At 34.5% G+C, this 25,113-nt stretch carries 22 protein-coding genes; 13 read left to right on the forward strand and 9 right to left on the reverse strand.

Annotated features, from left to right (window positions below):
* The first annotated feature begins 132 nt into the window (after window positions 1-132).
* The 3 genes from OA85_RS17120 to OA85_RS16205 all read left to right on the forward strand — a co-directional run bounded on the left by OA85_RS17120 (window position 133) and on the right by OA85_RS16205 (window position 2,025).
* Window positions 133-588, forward strand: a complete 456-nt coding sequence (locus OA85_RS17120) for a MauE/DoxX family redox-associated membrane protein (RefSeq protein ID WP_197056095.1) — start codon at window positions 133-135, stop codon at window positions 586-588.
* The gene (locus tag OA85_RS16200; protein ID WP_052257289.1) at window positions 585-1,667 is read left to right on the forward strand and encodes a hypothetical protein; all 1,083 of its coding nucleotides are present in this window, start codon (window positions 585-587) and stop codon (window positions 1,665-1,667) included. The genes OA85_RS17120 and OA85_RS16200 overlap by 4 nt, the downstream gene beginning before the upstream one ends.
* An 82-nt stretch (window positions 1,668-1,749) precedes the next feature.
* Window positions 1,750-2,025 (forward strand): hypothetical protein, encoded by a 276-nt coding sequence (locus OA85_RS16205; protein ID WP_039110887.1) that lies wholly within the window; start codon window positions 1,750-1,752, stop codon window positions 2,023-2,025.
* 72 nt (window positions 2,026-2,097) lie between these two features.
* On the opposite strand, the gene OA85_RS16210 is transcribed toward OA85_RS16205, so the two are convergent.
* The 3 genes from OA85_RS16210 to OA85_RS16220 are packed head-to-tail and all read right to left on the reverse strand — an operon-like array spanning window position 2,098 to window position 9,198.
* The gene (locus OA85_RS16210) at window positions 2,098-4,725 is read right to left on the reverse strand and encodes a prolyl oligopeptidase family serine peptidase (RefSeq protein ID WP_039110888.1); all 2,628 of its coding nucleotides are present in this window, start codon (window positions 4,723-4,725) and stop codon (window positions 2,098-2,100) included.
* Window positions 4,725-6,155 carry a RagB/SusD family nutrient uptake outer membrane protein gene (locus tag OA85_RS16215; protein ID WP_039111001.1) on the reverse strand — a complete coding sequence of 477 codons (1,431 nt, stop codon included), beginning with the start codon at window positions 6,153-6,155 and terminating at the stop codon, window positions 4,725-4,727. The genes OA85_RS16210 and OA85_RS16215 overlap by 1 nt, the downstream gene beginning before the upstream one ends.
* Window positions 6,156-6,171: 16 nt before the next feature.
* A complete protein-coding gene (locus OA85_RS16220) occupies window positions 6,172-9,198 on the reverse strand; it encodes a SusC/RagA family TonB-linked outer membrane protein (RefSeq protein ID WP_039110889.1) in 3,027 nt (1,008 codons plus the stop codon).
* A 1,803-nt stretch (window positions 9,199-11,001) separates the two neighbouring features.
* Here OA85_RS16220 and OA85_RS16225 point away from each other — a divergent pair.
* From OA85_RS16225 to OA85_RS16250, 6 genes are all read left to right on the forward strand, one after another.
* Window positions 11,002-11,508, forward strand: coding sequence for a RodZ family helix-turn-helix domain-containing protein (locus OA85_RS16225; RefSeq protein ID WP_039110890.1), 507 nt, complete (start codon window positions 11,002-11,004; stop codon window positions 11,506-11,508).
* Between the two features lie 506 nt (window positions 11,509-12,014).
* A complete protein-coding gene (locus tag OA85_RS16230; RefSeq protein WP_039110891.1) occupies window positions 12,015-13,157 on the forward strand; it encodes a hypothetical protein in 1,143 nt (380 codons plus the stop codon).
* Between the two features lie 150 nt (window positions 13,158-13,307).
* Window positions 13,308-14,471, forward strand: a complete 1,164-nt coding sequence (locus tag OA85_RS16235) for a hypothetical protein (protein WP_039110892.1) — start codon at window positions 13,308-13,310, stop codon at window positions 14,469-14,471.
* 187 nt (window positions 14,472-14,658) lie between these two features.
* Complete coding sequence (locus OA85_RS16240) at window positions 14,659-15,168, forward strand: N-acetyltransferase (protein WP_039110893.1); 510 nt, start codon at window positions 14,659-14,661, stop codon at window positions 15,166-15,168.
* Window positions 15,169-15,425: 257 nt separating this feature from the next.
* A complete protein-coding gene (locus OA85_RS17125) occupies window positions 15,426-16,091 on the forward strand; it encodes a hypothetical protein (protein WP_156129478.1) in 666 nt (221 codons plus the stop codon).
* A gap of 216 nt (window positions 16,092-16,307) precedes the next feature.
* Window positions 16,308-16,820 carry a hypothetical protein gene (locus OA85_RS16250; protein ID WP_039110894.1) on the forward strand — a complete coding sequence of 171 codons (513 nt, stop codon included), beginning with the start codon at window positions 16,308-16,310 and terminating at the stop codon, window positions 16,818-16,820.
* 144 nt (window positions 16,821-16,964) lie between these two features.
* Here OA85_RS16250 and OA85_RS16255 read toward each other — a convergent pair whose 3' ends face one another.
* A complete protein-coding gene (locus OA85_RS16255; protein WP_039110895.1) occupies window positions 16,965-17,228 on the reverse strand; it encodes a hypothetical protein in 264 nt (87 codons plus the stop codon).
* Window positions 17,229-17,780: 552 nt separating this feature from the next.
* On the opposite strand from OA85_RS16255, the gene OA85_RS16260 reads away from it, so the two are divergent.
* The 4 genes from OA85_RS16260 (at window position 17,781) to OA85_RS16275 (ending at window position 20,482) form a co-directional block, all read left to right on the forward strand.
* Window positions 17,781-18,389 carry a hypothetical protein gene (locus tag OA85_RS16260; protein ID WP_039110896.1) on the forward strand — a complete coding sequence of 203 codons (609 nt, stop codon included), beginning with the start codon at window positions 17,781-17,783 and terminating at the stop codon, window positions 18,387-18,389.
* A 273-nt stretch (window positions 18,390-18,662) separates the two neighbouring features.
* Window positions 18,663-19,004, forward strand: a complete 342-nt coding sequence (locus OA85_RS16265) for a hypothetical protein (protein ID WP_039110897.1) — start codon at window positions 18,663-18,665, stop codon at window positions 19,002-19,004.
* A 153-nt stretch (window positions 19,005-19,157) separates the two neighbouring features.
* Window positions 19,158-19,787, forward strand: coding sequence for a hypothetical protein (locus OA85_RS16270; protein ID WP_039110898.1), 630 nt, complete (start codon window positions 19,158-19,160; stop codon window positions 19,785-19,787).
* Between the two features lie 182 nt (window positions 19,788-19,969).
* Window positions 19,970-20,482, forward strand: a complete 513-nt coding sequence (locus tag OA85_RS16275) for a hypothetical protein (RefSeq protein WP_029286547.1) — start codon at window positions 19,970-19,972, stop codon at window positions 20,480-20,482.
* Window positions 20,483-20,626: 144 nt separating this feature from the next.
* On the opposite strand, the gene OA85_RS16280 is transcribed toward OA85_RS16275, so the two are convergent.
* The 5 genes from OA85_RS16280 to OA85_RS16300 all read right to left on the reverse strand — a co-directional run bounded on the left by OA85_RS16280 (window position 20,627) and on the right by OA85_RS16300 (window position 25,040).
* Window positions 20,627-20,890: a hypothetical protein gene (locus OA85_RS16280; protein ID WP_039110899.1), complete on the reverse strand. Its 264-nt coding sequence runs from the start codon at window positions 20,888-20,890 to the stop codon at window positions 20,627-20,629.
* A gap of 480 nt (window positions 20,891-21,370) precedes the next feature.
* Window positions 21,371-21,853 carry a hypothetical protein gene (locus OA85_RS16285; protein WP_039110900.1) on the reverse strand — a complete coding sequence of 161 codons (483 nt, stop codon included), beginning with the start codon at window positions 21,851-21,853 and terminating at the stop codon, window positions 21,371-21,373.
* Window positions 21,854-22,015: 162 nt separating this feature from the next.
* The gene (locus OA85_RS16290; RefSeq protein ID WP_231557120.1) at window positions 22,016-22,693 is read right to left on the reverse strand and encodes a hypothetical protein; all 678 of its coding nucleotides are present in this window, start codon (window positions 22,691-22,693) and stop codon (window positions 22,016-22,018) included.
* Window positions 22,694-22,939: 246 nt separating this feature from the next.
* Window positions 22,940-24,004: an ABC transporter transmembrane domain-containing protein gene (locus OA85_RS16295; RefSeq protein WP_039110901.1), complete on the reverse strand. Its 1,065-nt coding sequence runs from the start codon at window positions 24,002-24,004 to the stop codon at window positions 22,940-22,942.
* A gap of 34 nt (window positions 24,005-24,038) precedes the next feature.
* Entirely contained in the window at window positions 24,039-25,040 is a 1,002-nt protein-coding gene (locus OA85_RS16300) for a hypothetical protein (protein ID WP_156129480.1), read from the reverse strand.
* Window positions 25,041-25,113: the final 73 nt, after the last annotated feature.

A 25,113-nucleotide genomic window follows, 5' to 3' on the forward strand; every position in this document is an offset into this window, starting at 1 on the left:
TAAAATGCTTTTTTTCATTTAATGGAATTTGAATACGATGCTAAAATTTATTGCCTCAATGCAGTAATAAAAATGGATAATAGTGTATAAAAATTATAATTATAGAAGTTCCTCAAACTAAAAATCAGACAAATGAACCAGATTAAAAACATAAGAAATACGTTGATGATTACAATTTGCTATCTAACGGCATTACTTTTTATTTATGCTGCTACAAGTAAAGGACTTGATTATGAAAATTTCATCATTCAATTGGGTCAATCACCATTACTTAGTGCATTTGCACGCTGGGTCTCCGTGACAGTACCATTGGCTGAAATAGCTTTGGCTCTTGGACTGTTTATTCCAAGACTACGATTCGTTTCATTATTAGGTTCTTTTACACTAATGGTAATGTTTACGGCCTACATCTACATTATCCTTAATTACAGTGCTTTCGTTCCTTGTTCATGCGGTGGTGTACTTGAAAAAATGACATGGAACCAGCACCTTATTTTTAACCTCCTATTTGTTGTGCTTATAGGAATAGCGATAATTTTTGTACCGATACAAAACACAAAAACAATTACAAATAAAAACCAATCATGAAAATTAAGAACAAGATAGTATTGATGTTTTTTTGCGCAATTGCTGGAACAGCTATAGTGATATTACTTTTTAATAGGTCTGAAAATATCATCCATTATGCAAATACATTTATCCGAAGATTTCCACAACATGTGGCGCAGGAAAAATATAAGGCAGATTTGGGATACAACTCCTACTATTTTGCAGGGAGTAGCAATGGAAAAATCTATTTAGGAAACAGCACTGCTCCTTTACAAGTAATGGAATTGGATACAGCTTTAACAAACCGAAAAACCTATAAGATAATTCCAAACAACAAAAAACTGCCCTTCCATACCCCTATGGTTAAAGTACTTGAGAATAACTTTTACCTATTTGAGGGAAATGTTCCTTATATATTTAAGGGAAATATTCATGACTGGAATGCAAAATTAGTTGTAAGCACCGGAAAATATTTTTCACATCTGGAGCCAATTGATAAAGACAACGTTGCGGTCCGCTTTATTGATCAGAAAACAGGAAAAAGTATCCTTGGTACAACAAGCCTCAGCCATCGTTTAGAGAACAATTCCGAAGAACTTCTCCAAACACAAATTGATGGAATTTTCGATGTAGATGGATCCTTGCATTTCGACAACAATAATAATCGCATTGTATATGTGTACCGTTACCGTAATCAGTATATAGTTGCTCATAAAAATCTCAAACTTGATTACAGAGGCAATACCATCGACACTATAAGCAAAGTACAAATTAAAGTAACGGAAGTGAAAAGCAAGAACATCAACACTTTTTCAAACCCTCCATTAATAGTCAACAAGATGAGTGCGGTAAGTGATAATTTACTGTATGTAAATTCCACTATATCCGGGCAATACGAAAGGGATCAACTATGGAAGGAAGCGAGCATCATTGATGTATATGATTTAAGGGACCATTCCTATAAATCAAGCTTTCCGATTTACAAGATAGGTAAATCTAGTATGAACAGTTTTATTGTAATGAATAGAAAACTGTATGCCATAATCGATGATAAAATTGTTTGCTACAAATTACTGAACTATTTAACAACTAGGGCAACACTAAAAAATGACAATTAATATTGAAAATATACTGCGCAGTATCAGGAGTACGATCGAAAACCTGTAACAGAGTAGATCATAAACATTAATACTTTTTATTATGAGAACAAATTTTAAAAAACTGATGATGCCTTTGGCAGTCGTTATTTTGGGATCGCTAGGAGCATTTGCAACAATGTCAATGGGTACTGTAAAAGCAGCACCGGGTGATCAGCGTGGTTACTTATTTGTGGATGCCCTGCATCCTTGTGTTCAGGACATCATGTGTAGTACCATTTTAAATGACATCTGCAAGACACCATCGTTGCAGACATTAAAAGGCAAAATAAATGAAAGTGATGCCTCTTGTCCACAAACACTTTACAAAAAAGTATAACGATCTTCGTTGTATTTTAAAAGTACGATGCGGTTAATCAATGATTAACCGCATCGCTTTTTAATGCAAATTCTATTCCGGACTACTCCAGTCTGGTTTGGGACAATCTTTAAGATAATGATTAAACCAATCCATAATTTTTGAACTCAGGTCAGCCTGACGAACCATATCCACAATAACATGGCCTTCTTTGGGATACCTCAGCATAACATGATTCTTTTTCAATCTTCTCATTGCCATATAGAAGGTCATGCTTTGTTCTGGATTGACTTGCTTATCAGAATCCCCTGTCCACGACAAAATCGGGGTTGAAAAATCACGGGCAAATGTAATAGCCGAATTTCTACTATAGCCTTCAGTATCTTCAAAAAGTGTCTTCCCCATGCGAAACTGTTGGTGTTCAAAACGCCATGCATCAGGTGTGCTGTAATTCCATCCCATTGAAAGATAAAAACTGCTCATATCAGAGACGCCGGCACCAGCTATAGCAGTCGCAAATAATTTCGTTTGCGAGGCAATAAAAAAAGTTTCATAACCTCCAAAGGACTGCCCAATCAGGCCTATTCTTCCAGAATCAATGCACCCCTTTGAAATAACAGCATTGGTGGCAGCAATCACACAATCTGCCGCTGAAACACCCGGATTACCAATGGTATAATTGATATCGGGATGCAGTACAAAGTATCCTTGGCTTGTTAGGTTTGAAGTATTGTACCCCGTTGTATTATACAAGGAGGGAGCAATGTAGGTATGCAGAGTGGCGCCTTGTTTTTCATAAATCCGCACAACCATTGGGTATTTTTTTTCAGGATGATAGTCAAAAGGATAAAATAAAACCCCTTTCAAAGACTCACCTGCACTATTTCGATAGGAGATTAATTCAGAATGCCCCCATGAATAATGCCTATGTTGCGGATTGCTTTTAAAAACAACATCATCTTTCCATTTATTGCCATGGGCAACTACAATTTGTGGTGGCAAATCATAATCTTCCTGCCTATAAATAAAGATATCCTTATTTTTAGCTTTTTTAAGTCTGCTTAGTTTCTTATCCCTAAAAGTCTTGATGTTTACCTTTCCATTTGGAGATAAAACGGCATAACCACTCTTGTCGTTGTCCTCGCTCTGGGCATCCAATAGAATAGCACTGGCAGGATAAATCTCTTTCCCTGTTTCGAAAAGCCACGATTGATCTATTGAACGAGCATTGCCAATGTCAGCAATACGAAAAATGATTCCCTCTTCCCTTCCCCTGGTCAGTCGTTTGCTCTCTTTACCATCTATTGAAAACGACCAGAGGTCAAATTGGTCATACAACACTAAGCTGTTACCATCTCCAGTCCAGCCTGCAAATCCGTAAGGACTTCTTGGTGCACTATAATCTCCTTCGTACGCAAGTGGTACTGTAGATGGCATCGTAATATGGGTCTTGTCGGCAAAATTATATACTTTCCATTCGTTTTCCCTAAAGTAGGCAACCGACTTTCCATTTGGCGAAAATACCAAAGCAGCATTTTCGAAAGGTACCTGACGTAAAAAAAGCGAGGCCTCTCCAGTAAGCAGATTGGTAACATAATAATCTGCTTCAGGCCTTTCCTTGTCACTCGGCAAATAAGGAAATACATCACTTGTGATAGCATACTGTTGATTTCCATTAAGCCTATAAACATCCTGCTTTCCTTTACCTGCAATCAGTATCCTCCCGCTAAGAGGTTCCCAAACACCCAATTTAGTATACCACTGTCTACCAGATTGCTTTAGATATGGATACAGGTTTGAATCTGATGCATTCCATACCTCAACATCTGATGCACGTTCCTTATTGCTGCTTTCCTCTTGATCCTTGAGCGTAAAAAAGACCCGCATCCCATCATCCGAAACAATAAGGGAAGAACTGCTATAGCCATTGAAATCAAATCCTTTAAGAGAACTATTTTGCGTCATGCTGAAACTATAACTTTTATCTTCGGGCACGGTATAGAAAAAAACTTCAGGCCCCGATGAACCAGTTTTTAGGATTGGCTGCCCTAAGAAAGCTACGGCATTGCTGTTAGGTTGCCAGACTGGATTGAAATAGGCATAGTTGCCTGATGCTATTATTTTCTTTTGAACTTTATGATCTAAAAAGGCCAACAATGTTACTTTCTTATTTCCACCGTCAGTATGGCAATACACAAAAGAGTTGCGATCTGGACTAATCATAAAGGAGCTGACACTTTTTATCGTTTCGATCACCGTACAATCTGAATCTAATACCTTTATGGTTGTTGTACCGTCTTCTTCATTGGAAGTAAGTAACAGAAAACCACCGTTGTCCGCAATCTGATAATTTCCAACACCTTCAATCTTCTTTTCCCTTCCATTCGTTAGGTTTGAAATTCCTATTTTTTTATCAGGAAGCATATAAACAAACGAGTTGCCGTTAAAAAATTGGCCATCATACCCTTTTGCAGCAGCCAAAACCTTTTTGCCTTTCAAATTCCTTACAAACAACGTATCATTCCCTGAATCATAGACCAATTGATACTGCACCCAATTCCCATTATCAGAAATACCCTCACGGATCATTTGGCTCCACTTACCATAGTCATCCTGTGTCAATAGCTTTACTTTCTTGACCTGCCCAAAAAGCGGGCAGGCAGAAAGAAAACAAATTAACCAAATCAAGATGAAATTTTTAATGTTATAGATCGACTCCATTAGTATCCTGAATTTTGAGGTTCCAAATTCGGGTTCAAATTTATTTCCGTTTCCGGAATTGGAAACAAGACGTCATTGGTATCCCAGCCGGGCTTTACAGCAGAAAGTACCGGATTAATCACTCCAAATCGTTTCAGGTCAAAAAAGCGATGACCAAATTCGGTAAACAGTTCTACCCTTCTTTCGCGCAAGATAGCCTGCAGGATTTCCTCCTGCGAAATGGCATTGGTATCAGCAAGTCCTGCAGTACTGCGGATGATATTCAAATCTTCCTTGGCTCCAATCAGGTCTCCTGCCTTAGCCCTGGCTTCCGCCCTGATCAGGTAAAGTTCTCCGATTCTGAAAATGATAGAAAATTCCATCGAGGTAGATGTGTTTTCCTTTTGTTTGTATTTATAGGGATGGTACCAAGTCTGGCTTCCGTTTGTCACTGCTTTGGTCCATGTTGCTTTACGAAGGTCGCCTGGCTCAAAACCCGACATCAATCCCATGCTGATAGCCGAAAGCGGGGGTGTTCCGCCAGTAAAAATAAAACTGGCACCTTCATAGGTGTTTCCTCCTGCATTTTCCGGACTTAGTTGCCATATCGTAGTGGTACTGCTATTCAGAAAGATTTTCGAAAGATCGCTTTCAAATACATACAGTTGCGTATTATTCAGCACAGCAGATGCAGCGTTTGAAGCTTCGTTCCACGATCCCTCATAAAGCGCTACACGGGCGAGCAAGGCCTGTGCCGTGTATTTATTGGGACGTGTTCGGTCTGCAACAACATAGTTTTCAGGCAACAGTAAGATGGCTGTTTCCAAATCAGCTTTTGCTTTGGCATAAACGTCAGCTAGGGCTGTTCTTGTAACATTGCTGTTCGTCTTATAATCCGTCGTGCTTACATACGGCACGGCTCCAAAAACATTGGCAAGGTAAAAATGGATCAGGCTTCGCACGAAGAGCGCTTCGCCCTTTAGCTGGTCTTTGTATTCCTGCGGAAGTGTCTTGGACAGCTCTACTCCTTCTATAATGGCATTCACGGAATAAATTTGATTGTAACTGCTGTCCCACAAGTTTTTTACATCAACATTTGCAGCGGTTAGCGAATTATTATAATACGATAAAGTGCCAAGATAGGATTCACCATAAAAATCGAGCTCATCACTATAGTTGCCCAGTACAACCGAAAGTCCATCAGCAGAACCGGTCAATAATCCGGCTCCTCTAATTTTTGCATAAACTTCTGTCATCGCAGCATCGGCAGTCGACTTTTCTTCAAAGACGCCATTGGAGATAAGCTGGTCACTGGGAAGATCAACTTCCACAAAGCTATCACAACCGTTCAGCAAGAAGCAAAGCATAAGCACATAGAGTGATAAAAAAAGAGGCTTTCTACAGGCATATATTGAAAGCTCTGAACAAATATTCCTACTATATTTTTTCATTTTCATAAGATTTAAGTTAAAAGGTGATTTGTAGCCCTGCACTAAAGACACGCAGTGGTGGTAGATAGCCTGTTGATTTGAATTCTGGATCGGCACCTGCATATCGGGTAAAAGTCAACAGGTTCTGTCCTTCGACAAATACTTTACAACGCATATCTTTTACAAACTGGAGAGGAAGATCATAGGAAAGTGAAATGTTTTTCAACCGTATATAGGACGCGTCAGTGATTGCCGCATCACTGCCGGCGTATCGGCTTGCCGCATTAGCCGCCTCACCATTTGCTCCTGTAGTATACATTTGGTGTGAGGCGATGTCCCCTGGCTGTTTCCAACTGTCAAGAACGTTTGTAGGTTGTTGCGACAGCATACCAGCTGGGGCAAAAAAAGCAGTAGCGTTGTAATTCTCCTGCTTCACAAACTGGAATAAAAAATCCAATTGCAGTTTTTTATAACGAAAACTATTTTGAAAGCCTCCAAAAAATTGGGGGTTAAAATCCTTTACCAGTGTTCGGTCGCCGCTAAAGGTTATTTTTCCATCGCCATCTCGGTCCGCAAAAGTATAGAGTCCCGTTGCGGGATCGACTCCAGTAAACTGATACACCTTTTTGATATTTAAGGGTTCTCCAATAGAATAAATATTTTTGTACGTCGAGGATTCAAGATCTGGAAAGGCAATCAGCTTGTTGCGCGAAACGGTGATGTTCAGGTTGCTTGTCCAATTGAAATCTTGGGTCTGTACAATAACAGTTCTCAAAGTCCCTTCAAATCCTTTATTCTCCACCGTAGCGGCCAGATTGGATTGTATCGAGGAGAATCCCGTTGTTCCTGGCAGTGGCATTCCTGCCAGTTGGTTCGAGGACCGATTCTTGTAACAACCAGCCGTAATAAAAATACGGTCGTTTAAGAACCCTGCTTCCACCGCAGCCTCTAGTTTTCGGTTGGTTTCCCACCCAAACGCCGGGTTAAAGAGTCTTGTAGGCTCCAACCCTATGACACCTCCATAGTTACTACCGGTAGAACCATAAGTGTCTAGGTATTGATAATCACCTATCTGGTCACTTCCTGTCACGCCATAGCTTGCCCTGATCTTGCCAAAGCTTACTATTTTGCTGTCCTTCAACATATCTTCACGTGAAAAAAGCCACGCTCCACCTATAGCACCAAAACTGGCAAACTGCTTGCCAGGTCCAAATCGGCTGGAGCCATCGCGTCTTCCCGTCAAGTTCATTATATACTTGCCGTTCCAGTTGAGGTTTATCCTTCCAAAAAAGGCTGCATAGCGGTATTCCTGCTCTTGACTCAGCAATATACTTTTTACCGAGGCTGAGGCAAGGTTATAGATAAGGCTGTTGCTTGAAAAGCCCTGTCCAAGGTCATCCCTCATTCTTCCTTGTTGCGATTGAAAGCTGCTTCCTGCCAATACGTCCAAGCCCAATTTCCCAAACTGCTCCTTGTAATTAAGTTGCGGTTCAATAATCCATGATTTACGGGACATCGTTCCAACTTTCAAAGCCGAATAAGAAGCTCCTACTCCATAGGCAGGATCATACTGTGTGGAAGGCAATGCGGCAGTTTCATTGTTATCGGTGGAAGTATAACCAAAATTCGACTTGATTTCAAAATTTTTACTGATCTGATACGATAATACTGAATTGGCAATCAGGTCGTAGGTTTTTGCCTCATATTCGCCTTCAAGGCTGCTCAACGGATTGATCCATGTGCTATTTTCCCAGTTCAGGCTCCCGTCTCCTTTATAGAGTGCAGGCGCATTGGGTGCTAAAGACAAAGCCGAGGTCATCAGATCCTCACGGGGTTGAAGGTTATGCTGTATCGTGTAGCCTACCGTAAAGATCGAATGGAAGCGTTTGTTTTCAGATTCATGGTTTACATTCAGGTTAAAATTGGCTTTCTTGTAATTGAAAGCACCAGGAAATACCGTTGTCTGTTTGTTAAAACTTCCGCTGGCAAGATACTGTGTACCAGCTGAACCTCCCGAAACAGAAGAAGACAGCGTAGTGATTTCACTAGTATTGCCTAGCAGTGTTTCCTGCCAGTCTGTATAGCGGTTCCTGTCCCAAGTGCCGTTCACATCGTAGGCATTGTTAGGTAAAGGACTGATACCGTCATTCGCAAAGGCTTGTTCACGCATGGCAAGATACTGTGGGGTATTCAGCAAATCCATAAATCGGGTAACAGTCCCCACTCCTTTTGAAACATTGGCGGTAAATTGCGTCCCACCCCTCTTGCCTTTCTTGGTGGTAATCAATACAACACCGTTGGCACCACGAGAACCATATATAGCCGTAGCATCAGCATCCTTCAATACTTCGATACTCTCAATCTGTTCGGGATTGATGCTGTTCAGCGGGCTTGGTTGCCCGGGCAGTATTGGAGATGCCTGCCCGCTTCCTATCGGATCGGTAGAATAAGGCACTCCGTCGATAATAAAAAGCGGGTTGTTGCCATTAGTTCGTACACTGTTCAATCCTCGTATCTGGATATCAAATCCCCCTCCGGGTACGCCAGTAGTCTGCGTAATACTCACACCAGCCATTCTGCCCTGCATAGCAGCAAGCACATTCGTTACAGGTTGTTTTTCAATATCCTTTGCCGTGATTTTCGCAATACTACCGGTGCGTTCGCTTTCTTTTACAGAATAATAACCCGCATTGATTTTGACTTCCTGTAGCGCAGTTGCGTCTTCCTGCATTTTAATATTGATTATAGAACGGCCTTCAACCGGAATCATAACGGTCCTAAAACCAATGTAAGTAAAAATAAGAATGTCGTTGGGTGATACCGTTATAGTGAATTTCCCGTCGAAGTCAGAAACGACCATTTTTTGCTGCCCTTTTACCGAAATGCTAACGCCCGGTAATGGGCTAGTGCCATCGCTTACAGTACCATTGATCTGAGATTGTTGTTGAGAAACGGAAAACCGCAAGGTGTTGCGAGCTAAAGCTGAGGTACAGCATAGGCATAAGCTAAAAATAAGCGGATACCAAAGTGCTCCCAACCCTTTGTTTAATGAATTAATTTTCATAATATTGGTTTGGTTAAATGAAATGCGAATTTTGTTTTGCTATGGCCTTCTATTCTGGTTTCGGGACGAGTTAGAAGGCCTTTTTCTTTAGTCTTAAAGTCATCCAATCGAATGCCTTAAAGTCTTTAGGGAGGGTGTTTTTACTATATCATAAGTGCATAGGTTTATGTGTTAGTTTATGATTATTAGATATTACCAAATAACCGGCACCTTTTATTAATAAATTTAAATTAACTAGGTGTTTTTTATTCAAAGGACCTTTCGGTGTTTCCCAGTAATCATACTATAATCCTGCATTTGGGCTTAGCAGTCGGAAAGGGCTGCTGTACCTGTTTTTACATCTTTAAAAACGGCCGTTTTATTTCGCAACCATAAAGCCAAAGGCATATAAGTGCTATTAATCCCACTATTAATACAACTTTTATTTGTTTGTAGTATTTCATTTTATCAATTTTTGGATGCTATAAAACCAGTTGTATAACCATTGAGATCTGGCGTAATGGTGGTATGAAAAAGGAAGATTGATTTTCAGGATCGACTCCTAACCCTTTATTTAATGAAATAATTTTCATGTGTTGTTTTTTATCGGTCATATAATTCGCAAATAGTTATTGATGCTTGCATCGCATTAGCGTTATGCTCATTTCATAATATCAGTATAGTTAAATGAAACGTTAGTTTTGTTAGCAATGGTCCTCTATACTACTTTCCAGACGAGTTAGAGGGTCTTTTTTTGTGCATTGCCGCGAAGGCATAAGCCTTTATTTTGTCATAGGCGAAGGGTTGCGGTTAGTTTATGTTTGATATGTACAACTAAATAACCTGCACCTTTTATTAACAAATTCAAATTAAATTAACTAGGTGTTTTTATTCAAAGGACCTTTCGGTGCAGGAGTTTATAGTTATGAATGACTTATATAATCATAGGAGTTTTTTTTTAAAATTTTTAGTCCCAATTTTTAGTTGCCGTTCGGTATAAACGTTCACTTCCAACTAAGAAATTATTTTTTATTTGATAAATACGCGGTTTGTTTTTCGGTTTAAAAACCCCTTTTGCTCCCCTTCCTGAAACAAACTCTAAAGATTTTAATATACCATTTGGAAAATAGAAATAAAGACAATACTTTTAAAGTGCGAGTTTAAAGAGAAAAAGCTTAAATCTAAGTGCCAAAAGCATTTTAGGCTTGGGTTGAGGTTAGATATATAAGGGATAATTATTTTATATAGTTCCCTTTTTTATCAAGGTGGAGTTAAACACATCAGTACTAAAAATTCTGATGGAGGAAGTGCTCTGGTAAAAGTACTTCTCGGTGTTTCTCTATCCTAACACAATGTTTATTTCAGTTTTGGGATAACAAAAGGCTGTTTGCCTTTAGCAAGTAGTTAAGGTGGTTTGATAACGGTTGTACATAAAAAAATCGTTCTCATAATTTATAGGTTTATGGAACGATGTATTTCGCAGAATGAAGAGTACTTGCAGAAAAAAGCAAGGAGCGGCCTCACACTTTAGACTCATGGGCGACCAAACCCGTCTTCTAAATCTTTCGATTTAAAAGTTATCTTCTAAAGCTAACGTGAGAACCGCTCGCATGCCGTATGCAAAAGTAAGAAACTTTTTGACATGGAGCGACTTCACGATACTCTCGAAGATAAAATTGGTCATTTTGAGTCGAGAAAACATCGTTTTAATTATGCCAAAAAAGGCTAATTGTCAATTCGCTAATACAAATATAAGAAAATATTTAAACCATGCAAATAAGTTTTAAAATAAAAACCAAATAACATTAAAAATATATAATTCTAATGACTCAACAGTTTAAAAAAGAAGAGAATAAAGCGCCAATATACAGAGTAAAACTCGGTGTAAAACTAAAGGAGATTAGACTTGAGAAAGGTTTTTCAATTAAAGATATAATTGATATGACGTGTATATCAAAAAGTAGTATTTTAAAGATCGAAAAAGGAGAAGCAAAAAATATCGATAATTACGTTGAGTATGCAAAAGCTGTAGAATATCCATTGGAGAATTTAGTAGATTTTAAAATCAAGTTAGAGCCTTTGAATCAATTATCTACCGAACGAAAAGAAGCAACCAAATTAACTGCAAAAATTCGTAAGCATATTGTAAATACTGCTTTTTTAATCGATGGTAAAACGATAGCTGAAATTAGAGATGAACTTATCAGAATAAATCAAATTGATAGTAAAGTTAAATCTACAGATATTGCTGGTGTTATGAGAAACCTTGCCGATGATGATGTGATTAAGAAAGAAAAACTAGGAAATAAGAATCTTTATTTGAAGATTTGAGAGATAATTTTAATCATTTACGGAAAATCATTATAAATAAATTATGCTTTATTAGCTGAACAAAGGAACCTCACGGAATAGTTAATTCAAAATCCACATAGCAGAAATAAAAAAACATCAGTGGAACTCGCTCTATTAAGAATAGGATTAGAAAAAAAATAATATTGGGAAAATTGAAAGAGGTCAAACTAATACAAGAGCTGAAGCTTTGTTTGACATAGATAAAGAATTAAATATCAATATCAAATCACTATTCAATTTTGAAGATAGACGTAAGTAATGAATAATTAGTAAAGATAGAAGAAAAGATGTATTAGCATCTTTTTTTTCGCATAATACTTTTTGTATAATGTGGTAAACTAAATATATAATTAAAATATTTTGTATGTTTGGTATAGCACAGTAACAAGTCATTTTGAGGAACTGGGCCAGCCTAATTCGGGTGGATTGGAGTTAATTTTCGGCTGGTATAAACAATTCAACGACAAGCATAAATACAACCAATTATGAAAGTAGCTTATCATTTTAATTGCAGTGACATTAAAGAACGATACGACAGTTTATTTTATGACATTGTTTTTCGTAAACTTCTAAGATTAAACGAGCCATTTATTTCTTCGAAAATACTTGTTGGAGACCTCTTAATTTATGAAATGATTACTGAGGCTGACAACCCTAGCGACTTTTTAAATTACTTATTTCAAATAAAGGACGATACATGGAAAAGAATAATAAGCGATAAAGTTAAATACTTTGTAGAAGACACCGTGTTTATTATCTGTTTTGAAACTATTCAAAAAGAAATCGCAATTAAACTAAACGAAGCACTTTTGACCGAAGAACGATATTTAGGTGCTTATGAAATTGACAATTCAGTTGAGCTACATTGGTGGTTGTATGGAGAATGTATCGGTCCGAGATTCAGAATTTTAAACAAGGATATAAACATTCTAGTTGACAACGATGAGATTGAAAGCCAAGAGTATGTAAAAGATATTGAAGGGCGACTAAAAAAGATCCCCTTTGATAATATTGACACTGAATTTTCAAATTATAGATACAGTTTATTGGACGATAAGCATAATTATGAAAATGCGAGGAGAACAACGGAATGGAAAAAAGGGACAGAATCAATATTTTCGACAATAACAGATGAAATAATAGCAAAATTAACGGATACTGCACCAGATTTGACAGACAAGCTTTGGTCAATTAATAACACTTTTTCAAATGCTCAAACAGGGGAACAATATGCACAAGCAATGACTTCTTGCAGAAGAGTTTTTGAATATGTAACAGATTGTTTATTTCCAGCGACAAACGACATTATTGACGGACATTCTCTAAAAAAAGATAAATATAAAAATAGACTTTTAGAGTTTGCGAAAAGAGAACTTAAAAGCGAAACGAATATTGATCTAATTGTAACAAATACAACATCTCTTTTTGAAGAATGGAACAAACTTTACGAATTATCAAACAAAGGAGTTCACTCTGAACCTCATAGACAAGAATGCAGACGTTGCATTATTAGAACGATTTTGCTTCTTGATGATTTAATTGCAATAAAACGGACACCATTTGAAGTAAATATTAAAACTTACAAATTTATTAATAACTTTAAGGATAAACATAATGCCAGCCGCTAACAGGCTTGGCTTGACTAAGGATTTAGTGGAATTAGCATTTTTTTTCATATTTTCGCTTAGCCGAAAATGCTCTGCTTATAAATCCACAAACCGCTTGAAGCGTGGGAACGTTACAGCAATAATTTAAACTCTTTAAGATAATAATAATCTATGGTAAACTACTTAAACATTTTAGAAAATCCACAAATAAACTTCGAGAAAACATTCGAAGTTATGCGTGATTTCAGGATGGGCGGTATTAATCCAACTATGTATGATGAATTTCTTAATACAGTCAAAAAGTTACCAAACATTCGAATGAGAGGTCCATTGGCTTATAATGTTTTTGACAAATTCAATTTAACAGATATTACACAAGATAATTTTACGGTTATTCAAAAAGAAGTCATGAAAAGAGGGATTAGGACAAGTAAAATATGTTGGCATCCCGAAGCAAGTCCTTCCATGTGTAAAGTTGATGGATCTGGTGAAATAATTGTAAGTGCGGCACATTCCATACAGAATAATGGAATTTTAAGTGAAATATCTGAAAATGGTATAGTCATGGGCTACACATTTAAAAAAGGAAAAATTGTAGGCGAAGAAGTTCAAAAGAACTTTGCATCAACTTTCTTAGGTTTTTGCAATATACACGATTCGATATTTTATCCTATAGAAACTGTTGGCTATTCAAATTCTCAAGAACAAAATTTTTTATTTGCTTATCGTGGTTTTGTTATTGCCAGTCATAAAAAAAGAGAAGTTTCAACTTCACAAAATTTTGAAGATCAATCTGTAATTGATATAATAGAAAATAAAAAAAAATTTGATAAAGCAATTCAACTTAAAGATTATTCTATTATTGAAAGTGAAGTATTTGAATTGCCACAATTTTATCCTATAGCAGCATCGTCATCATTCTATTTAGACTTTGATTTCGAGGGTAATTCTATTCCGCATTCAGACAGTAGAATGGAAAATGTGTTTGTAACTTTACTCCCTAAACAAAAAGAAAACAAAACATATTTTATTTTAAGTTATTTCCAACAAGATAAACAATTATATAAAAACTTAGGTGAACAACTACGAAAAAGAGATAATTTAAAATCGGATATAACAATGATTATTATAGCACATACAAACAATGTTTATTTTAATCCAGTTTACTATAAAACGTTCATTGAAGAAATTCAAGATATAATCCAAAAGATAGTATTTCAAACTCAAATGGATCATGGAGTCATTGACGGAAATAATAAAATTCAACATCAATTTTCTATGACTCCTGAAAATTACTTAACAAACCCTGATAAAATTAGTATATTCGGTTATTAGTAATTATTACTAGTAACAGCTAAGTTTTCGTTGCGTGCGCAGCACGAACAATGAAGGCTGGGTTGAATGAAACCGGAGCAATAACAAAGTAAAGTTCGTTTTGAGGTTTTTAGACGAACTGACGTTGCCTGCCATTTCAGGACAGACCAACAAATAAGAAATACAGTAAGCAAATTGACAGAAAGTTATGGATATAAAAAACAGCTTAACAGAAGACATCAACGAAATATTTCGTCTATATAAAATTGCCACAGACTTCCAGAAGACAAGGTTTACTGTGCATTGGCCTGAATTTGAAAGAAGTTTGGTCGAAACTGAAATTGCAGAGAATAGACAATGGAAAATATTAATAGATAATAAAATTGCTTGTGTTTGGGCAACAACATTTAACGACCCACAAATTTGGGAAGAAAGAAATAATGATCCTGCACTATATATTCACAGAATTGCAACAAATCCAGACTTTAGAGGACAAAATCTTGTCGGACACATAATAGAATGGGCAAAACAATATGCCTTTGACAATAAGAAAAAGTTTATTCGTATGGACACAGTTGGCGACAACCCAGGACTTATTAGTTACTATTCAAAATGTGGTTTTGACTTTTTGGGATTATTAAAACTTCAGAATACAGAAGGATTACCTGCACACTATGACAATGCAACTGTTAGTTTGTTTCAAATGACATTAAATTAATCAACATTGACGAACATGAAAAACTACCGCTAATAGCTAGAGTTCCGTTGCGTGCTCAGCACGAACAATGAAACTAGTATTGAATGGAACCAGAGGTAGTTTTATTAAGGTGCGGGTTGTGAAAATAGTTTTGTATGTTTGAAAAGCATAGTAAAAAATGTATTTTTTGTACAAAGCCAACCTAATTTGGGTGGATTGCAGTACTTTATGGCTGGTTTAAATAAGTTGGTGGTAATTTTATGACAAACCCAATCGAAATGATGAACAACAATTTTCAGAAACATCCGTCACAAGCGTTAATCAATTTGTACAATGAAAGAAATTTTCAAGGTGCAAATCCTAGTGATGCGAAAGTTTTGTTTGTTGGTAAAGATCCGAACTGGGCAATAAATATTGAGGAATCGTTAATATTCGACCTTGTTAAAGAATACTTGGCTGATGGAGTAAAGTTTTGGAAGAAGTATAACATTCATCATCCTTTTTTACACCCAAAATACGACGGCGAAGGTAAAAAGTATCATAACGCAATTTCAAGATTGAACCTTGAAAATAACCTCGCTGACAAAATATCTTTTATAGAAATCATAGGATTTCCGACAACAGGAATGTCGTCATTAAATTATAAACAATTCAATGAATATCTTTTATCTCCAGAAAACAAAAATCATCTGATAGAACTGGATAAACTACTGAATGATCCCGAGAAGCAAATTTTCTTATTTTGGGGATTAATAAATTATCTAAAATATATAAATCGGAAGACTGGATTGTTTTTAAAATTCGCCAATTTAGATAAGCAATCGATGAATAGAACAGATTTAAACAAAGTTGGGAATATTTATTTTCATAAGCATTTTTCAATGGGAATTAGTCCAGAAACATTACGGAAAATATCTATCGAAATAATCAATAAATTTAGTTAAAACTAACAGCAAGGTTTCGTTGCGTGCGTAGCACGAATAATGAAACCTGTGTTGGATCGAACCGAATGTAGTTGTAAAAAGAGAAATAATATTAGTTCAAATCTCATATGTTTACTTTCTAATTAATAAAAATAAGTTTGAACGGAGGTTTTTGTCCCGATGCTTCAGGAGAACTGACGTTAGAAACAGACTGTTCTCAAAACTTAAAAAAACATAATGGAAAAATACTTAAGACAATTAATTACATTAGAATTTGATGACAAAAAAGAAATTTTTAGTGGTTTTCTTATTGATTGGACTGAAGATTGGATTTTACTAAAAAACAATCCTGTTGATTTTATAATTGATGGCTATACGATTTTAAAAAATACAAATGTAAAGTCAATTATTCAAGACAAAGATCATGAATTCACAGAAAGAGTAATTAAACTGAAAGGTTTAAAAACAAGCGCAGAAGAAATAATTCCGCTTAAAGATTTGACTTCAATTATAAGTTTTCTAGTGAATAAATATGAGATTTTTCAAATTGCAAAAAAGTCAGATAAAGCGGTTTATCTCGGTAAACTAATAGAACTAAATGAAAAAGAACTGGTAATAGATTTTTTGGGACCCGAAGGGAAATTTGAGGGTGAAATGACTTTTAAGCAAAACAAAATAAGAGTTATAGAATTTGATACTGATTATATCAATTCTTTGAAACTAATCGTTGACGAAGAAAAGAAAAAGTAATTGTATGCAAACAGCCCTTAACCGTTTCCACAACGGCTCCAAAAATCTAAATTGATTAAAAAACAGCTGTATTACTAACAGAAAAAAATATAAAAAGGCATCAAAAATAGTTACCGCAGAAATAAAATATGTATTGGCTATGTATCAATCCTCTATACAAGTACTTTCAGATATACCAGATTGAGCGATACATTCTCTAGTATGAGCGTTATCCTCTAGTAAAAATTCATTTATGTAATATCTTAGATTTTTAAGAGAGTCTTTTTTTAATTCCTCAGTGTAATTATCCTTGTTTTTAGCTTCTAAAAATATAGAAATTATCTCTTGCGCGATTATCTCTTTTTTAATAGAATTTTTTTCAGAAAGTAGCTCAATTATTTTTTTTAAAAACCTGACTTTATTTGACATAATTAATTTTAAAAAGTTAAATCGAAATTAAGAAAAATAATTGGTAAATCACAAAAAAAGTAATGCCGACTATACAATAAACTCGGTAAAAAACTAAATCGGCATAAAATAAAAACAGCCCCATTTATTCCGATTTTCCGGAAAATTTTATGCGAGATTTATGATAAACTACAACGACTATACATCAAATAACCCCGATTGCGCTGATATACCACAATCGCTAGCGCAGTTTTTTAAACTGTGCCCACAACAGTGAGCAAATAATCATTGATTTTTTCAATCTACAATATGCGCTGGATTTTAATCTGATTGACCCAAATCTACTAAAACACTATCTACGAAGGATTTTTTTTGTACTCTAAGAACACTTTTTAAGGCTTTTTACCACTCCATTTTTGAAAAGCTAAATGAAACTTCTTTTTTCAAAAAGAAAAATAATTGTAGTTTAAATCACATATATTTACATTCAATTTAACAAAAATTAGCTCGTTTAGAGGTTTTAGATGTACTGACGTTAGTGGCGAGCTTTAACCGAAATCTTAAATATAAAATATGGACATCGATTGGACTGAAATAATTAAGTATACGTTGTCGATCATTGCGATATTAATCTCAGTTATTTCAGCGACAATTGCGTGGAAAAATACTCAAAAGCAAATTCGAGAAAATAAACTAGAAGAAATTGTATCTATTCTTTATAATTTTCATAGAATGTACAATAGAATGTTTTGGCTTTTAATTGATTTACAAAAAGAACTTGATCCCAAAAATCATGATAGTCTTGGATATGATTGGGATGAAGAAAAGAAAGTATTTTTTGAAAGTACAAAAGAATATATACCTAAAGATAATTTTAATAGACTTAGGATACTAGCAAATGCATATTTACCCAATAATAATGTAAAGTTCAGATTGATGGCTATTGGAGGTCTTTATTCTGAATTATTCATGGCTCTCGAAACAAGAAGTGATTATAATATAATAGAAAAGTATGAAGGTAAAATCCCAAAGCCTGGTGCCGTTAGTAACTTTATACTTTTAATAGAAAAAGATTTGATTAAAGAAATGAATTTGGGATTTGATGGAATGACAATTAGTCTATACAAAAAATATAAGGAGAAACATTTTTTAGTAGATATCGGAGTAAAAGAAAAATCTTAAGAGCCAGACACCAATAGCTACTAAAACGGATTTGGACAATTGACTTAATGGGAAACTGGTTTTGTATTTGGGAGTTTAGTGATAACCGAAAACTGAATCTTAATTTGGTCCAAAAATAGTTATATTACCGGACGTCGGCAGGAAGCTTAAAAAAAAGGGCATGAGACCAAGAAAAATCAAAAAAGGTGATATTGTTAGAGTTATATCAGCTGGAACCCCATTAGAACATATCTACATTATCCTAGAAGATCGATCAGACAATAATCATGTACAATGCTTTTCTGTTTGCAATTTAACGGGAAGCAATATACAAGTGGTGAACATACTTTCGATCTTACGGATTATGATTTACCTGAAAGTTGGTTTAAAACTAAGAAACCGAGAACATGTTTGCGGTGTAAAGATTTAGAATGCATTTATAGTCTTGATGTAAAAGAAAGACTTGGAAATATACTTAAGTCATATCCAAAACTATGGAGTGAGATTTGCAGAGCTTTTCATAATTGTACAATTTCTGAAAAATTTGAAAACGTTTGTGATTGCGAATACGAAATAATAGAAAAGGAGATAAATTTAGGCTTGACGACTGAATCAGATTGTGGTTGTGAAACATAGCAGTTTTACAAGATTGGGCCTTTTGTGGAATTATCGTTTTTGATCATAATTCCGTTCAACCAAAAATACTCTGCTATAAAGTCCCAAACATTGCAAAGCGTGGGAAAGTTGTGAGCTAGGTTATCCAAATACCGAAACATAAAACCAATAAAAATGGGTCAAGAGGAATACAATAAAATATGTCTATTATATCAAGTGTTAACAAAAAGATTTGATTTTAATCAAAACTACAATTATGACAAATGGTATAAATGCTATAATATTGAATTTTATGGAGTTAAAGGTAATTATCTTGAAGTTTTGAAAAGATTTGAAGATTTAACTCTTAGACATATATATACCTTGGAATATATAAGTTCAGTTCCTTTTTCAGACGAATATTTAGATGATATTCTTGTCAAAATAAGTGGTGATAAGGTTGGCGTACATCCTGAATTAGGATTAGTAACTCTGTATTTTTTAATTTATAGATTACAAGAAGGAATAAGTAACTTTTTACTATTATTAGAAACTATAAAAAATCAATATGTAGGTTTTATAAAAACAGATTATGATAATAGAATTTATAAAATGAAATTTTACGCATATGATGAATTTATACCACAGTTTGAAAATATTAAAGATTTTAAATTAATGTTCCATTTATTCTCAAAAACTAATTCTAACTATATGTCATTGAATTGGAATAACGAAGTTGAAATTGATGTATTTAAAATAAATAAGACTTTAGAAAGTTTACAAAATTTTAACTTTAAAAATCTTGATGCGATTTTGGTCAAGTAAAGACCAGCGATGAAGCCTTTGTTATACGGAACCGGTGCTAATTAAAAAGAAAAATAATTGCAGTTTAAATCCTGTATGTTTACTTTCTACTTAATAAATAAAGTTCGTTTAGAGATTTTTGTCCCGATGCTTCAGGAGAACTGACGTTAGAAACAGACTGTTCTCAAAACTAAAAAAACATAATGGAAAAATACTTAAGACAATTAATTACAATAGAATTTGATGACAAAAAAGAAATCTTTAGTGGTTTTCTTATTGATTGGACTGAAGATTGGATTTTATTAAAAAATAATCCTTTTGATTTTATAATTGATGGCTATACGATTTTAAAAAATACAAATGTAAAGTCAATTATTCAAGACAAGGATCATGAATTCACAGAAAGAGTAATTAAACTGAAAGGTTTAAAAACAAGCGCAGCCGAAATAATTCCGCTTAAAAATTTGTCTTCAATTACAAATTTTCTAGCGAATAAATATGAGATTTTTCAGATTACAAAAAAGTCAGACAAAGCTGTTTATCTCGGTAAACTCATAGAACTAAATGAGGAAGAACTGGTAATAGATTTTTTGGGAACCGAAGGGAAATTTGAGGGTGAAATGACTTTTAAGCAAAACAAAATAAGAGTTATAGAATTTGATACTGATTATATCAATTCTTTGAAACTAATTGTTGACGAAGAAAAGAAAAAGTAATTGTATGCAAACAGCCCGTAAGGGTTGCCACAACGGCTCCAAAAATCTAAATTGATTAAAAAATAGCTGTATTACTAACAGAAAAAAATATGAAAAGGCATCAAAAATAGTTACCGCAGAAATAAAATATTTATTGGTTATGTATCAATCCTCTAGACAAGTACTTTCAGATATACCAGATTGGGCTAAACATTCTCTAGTATAAGCGTTATCCTTTAATAAAAACTCATTTATGCAATATCTTAGATTTTTAATAGAGTCTTTTTTTAATTCCTCTGTATAACTAACCTTATTTTTAGCTTCTAAAAATACAGAAATTATCTCTTGCGCTATTATCTCTCTTTTAATAGAATTTTTTTCAGAAAGTAGCTCGATTATTTTTTTAATAAAAGTGGCTTTATTTGACATAATTAATTTAAAATGTAAAATCAAAATTAAGAAAAATAATTGGTAAATTACAAAAAAAGTAATGCCGACTGTACAACAAACTCAGTAAAAATCTAAATCGGCATAAAATAAAATAAAATAAAAATAAGCTCATTTATCCCGATTTTTTGGAAATTTTATGCGAGATTTATTTTTAACTTATATTCTATTTTGTTAATATTTGTGTTTAATAACATTTTGCTGGTACTCTCGTTAATATAGGAAGCAATTCGATTTTTGTCATAGATATAAAAAAGATGCTTTAAAATGAGGTGTTTTTTTGTTTTTACATTTTTTTTCTGATAATGTGGAAAACCAGAAAGGATTATAGAAATGGTTTTGTAGGTTTGGAGAATAAAACTCAGCCCCAGTTGAGTGTATACAATAAAAAATAAACAGATTTAATAAAAAAGAGAGAACCAATTTCTGGGCTCCCTCTCTTCTATCATTTTTTATCAGGAATTAGTCTCTTTCATGCCCATCCCCATGTTTACTTCCATGACCCTCATCATTGTCATAATCATCATTGTCATATTCTCTTCGATTATCACATTCTCTTCGATTATTATAATTTATTGATCTTTGTGGTCTGCCATGATAACCTCTGTAATATCTCATTCTATCATTATCAAAATTTCTATAAGGTCTAGAACCATGATAATCATTCAAAACCACTTTGTATCCATTGTATAGGTCATAATTTCTATACTCTCTAGGCAAATATCTTGATCGTATCCATCTTCCTTCATCAAAATAAATAAATTGAGTAGCTCTTATATCATAATAAGCTTCAACATCTGGCAAATAATAATAGTCTGCCTCCTCATATCCTACAGGACCCCAAGATGGCGGTGAACCTATGTTTAAACTTACTGAAATTTGTGCATGAATTGAGTTGGATGCAAAAAGGATTATTCCAGCAGCGATTAATTTTAATGTTCTCATTTTTGAATATTTAATTTAATGATTTTATATTAACTCTTTATATAAATACTTTTTTTGCAAAACCAACAACTGTGCCAGTATAAATTAGTTAACATTTAATTAAGATTTTTGCTTTAAAAAAAAGAGAAGCTACTTCGGCTTCTCTTTTTTTTTAAATTTTAATTAGTCCTTGTCATCCAAGTCTGTTTCTTGTTCAAGTAGCGATTTTATTTGCTCCCCTAAATCATGGTGTGCATCATCATTATCAGTACTGATTTCTATAACTCCATCGCCATCGGTATCCTGAAGTAGATTTTGATTGGCTAATGTTGTTAACTTTGCCATTAGAGCGTCCAGTTGTATTTTAATATTAAGAGTTACATCATTACTATTAACTGTAAAATCTTTAGTTGGATCTGCAAAATCCATTTTAAGTTCAGTATCCTCGCCACTCCAAATAATAAAGTTTTTACCATTTATAGTACCTTTAATTAAAAAAGTTTTACCTTCCATTTCGCCAGGCTGAATACTTTTTTCAAACTTAAACTTAATTTCCTCATATTTCGCATTTGGAACATTTACAGAAGTGATAAATTGAGACAAAGTTTTGTTAGGATCAAGGAGATCTAATAAAAAAGGGCCTACAAGTTTAATGTCCTCATGTATAGAATCCTCGTTATGCCTAACATCTTCTTCATCAGTTTCTAATTTAATATTTCCAATGTTAATCTTAAAGTCGGTGATAGTAACGGAAGATGCCACACGAGCTGTAGTGGAAGTCATGCCTGTTGCAGACACAGCAGATGCTTTCAATGTAACATTTCCATTAACCGAAGGGTTATCTGTACAAGAACTTGCCATTATGACCAGTAAAGCTAAAATTGATAGTTTTTTCATATTTTTCATTTTTTTAAAGGTTAAGTAATATATAATTAGCATTACTTAAATTAATTAAGTAATGCTTTTGGCGAACGATACAGATCCAGTCCAAAGAAGAAATGCATTTTATTTTTTTTGCTCATTTTCTCCAAATACAGAGCAAGCTCCTGTGAGCATTAATAGATAGAATAGCCCGGGAAATTACCCTTGTTTTTTTTACAGGAATTGTTATGCATTAGGAATACTATTGTTTTTATCATGCCCAGCAGCAGTTGCTTCATCTCCTTGGTTTAGGTCGGTAGAGGAATTAATTATTTCATTTATTTTGCCAAAGGAAATTTTTCCTTTATTTATTACTGCTGGAACTTTCAATAGGCGTTTCATTGGTGAAATCAGCATCAGCGTAATTAATATAAAAACCAATGCATCATTGCGGCCAATAGAACTTGAAGATAATGACATTAACCACAATAAGATTCCGATTATTGAGTATTGAAGCAAAGTCAACAATGCCTGCAGCATACTCTCGAACTGATTATTATGCATATTAGCCGTATATAACAGGTCGGACATTCCATTGAAACGTTGTTTAGTTGCTTCTTCCATACTTCTTTCCTTAATGGATTTATGCCGGTGAAAGCTTCTTGTTACGAAAGCCAATAATTTACTTCTCTCATTTCGGCTAGCAGTAATCATGTTTTTTTGTAATTTGGATATGATAAAAATGATAACTATAAAAATCGCTGTCATGATCAGTAGATAGATGGCAAGCAGATGATGGATTATCCAAAGTAATACAAAGCCCATCAACACAAAGCATCCATCCTTTATGGCACCCATAATTCCTTTTGTAAGGTAATTTTGAACACTCTTCATGTCATTGGAGTAACGCAGCAGGTATTTTCCAAAATGTTTTTCCTGAAATTTCTCCTGACTCCAGCTAATTTGTTTAGGGAAAATTTTTTCGCGGATGTGCTTTGCATACAATTCTCCTTGCTGGTAACTTATCCACCGCTCTAAAAATTCAAATAGTGTCCTTATCAGCAACAGAATAATAAATAGTAAAAAAAATGCATAAAGGGTATGAGGTTTGATACCAAATAGATGTAATAATCGTCCTTTACTGCTGTGAGAATGGAAATGAATTTTAAAAAATTCACCTATTGAAACAGTTACTAAAAAAGCGGCACAGCTTTGTATCAGTCCAATAAAAATATACAGGGATAGCGCAGGTTTTATGCTACTGAAATATGCTCTTTGCAGATTTTTATTTTCTGAGGTCATGTTTTTCATAAAGTGCTGTTTACTGGAGTATTTCTGATATAGTTTAAAGAGCTTTCAATAGATTCCTTTTGTTTTCTAATAAACTTTCATTGTATTTATGTAGTATCTCTACGCCATTAGCAGAAAGTTCTCCAAGATTAAGTACAGGTATCGTTGTATAGTTTTTTATTTCCTTTATCAATAAAGGACTGGCTGTAAACAATCCGCTTAAAACAAAAGGAGGCAGCCCCCATGAAGTTAAGCTATTCACTCCATTTATAGCTGCAAGGCTGTCAGTAGCCGAAAAAATAACACTATGAATTGTTTCTTTGAAACGGGGATTCGTTAGTAACATAATCGTTTCCCGTTGGTAAAGGCCATCTGCAATTTCTATTACCGTATAGTCTGGTCTAATTGCAATTACTTTTTGAAGAAGAGATTCATATAAATCAAACAACTCCGGTTCTTCGCAGAGATAAGTAGACGGGAAGCCAAAGTCACTGAAATCGGCAGTAATATCTGCACCAAGGTCGTAGTTTAAATCACAGTCTTTAGTATAGGCTGTTCCTGTAAGTTTAATATAAGCCACCTTATATCCTGAATTCTTTAACCCGTTTACCATATAGGCAGCGGAAGTAGTTTTTCCGCTATCCATTGAAGATCCCACTGACAAAATAACTTTAGTTGAGGTAGCGACAGCTCCTGTAAAGGATATCATGTTAGGTTGCTGATTCAGTTTAGTATTCATAACATTACCTCCCTTATCTTTGACAAGGCCAACTAACTTAATGGTGGTAGGGCCAATATCAATATAATTGTAATGCATACTATGCACAACGCCTACAATACCCCCTGCACCAAGGATATGTAATTCTTGATTGCATTTATCAGGCACATATCCTTCAAACTGAGCTGTAGCATATCTGTTGCCAAATGCAGCCATCATCAAATCAGAAGAAATAATCGTTGCATTTCTCTTATCTTCATCCTCGACAGTTTTATGTTTCCCTATTTTTATTATTTCAAATATGCCAACATCTCCCACTTTAGGGTGGTAATCAGTCAAAATAGTTTCATCGATATTGTAGTCTTTTATATCCTTGCAGATATAAGTCTTTTTAATTCGCTTTTTCATGAGA

This window comes from Flavobacterium sp. AED (assembly GCF_000812945.1).
Lineage (GTDB): Bacteria > Bacteroidota > Bacteroidia > Flavobacteriales > Flavobacteriaceae > Flavobacterium.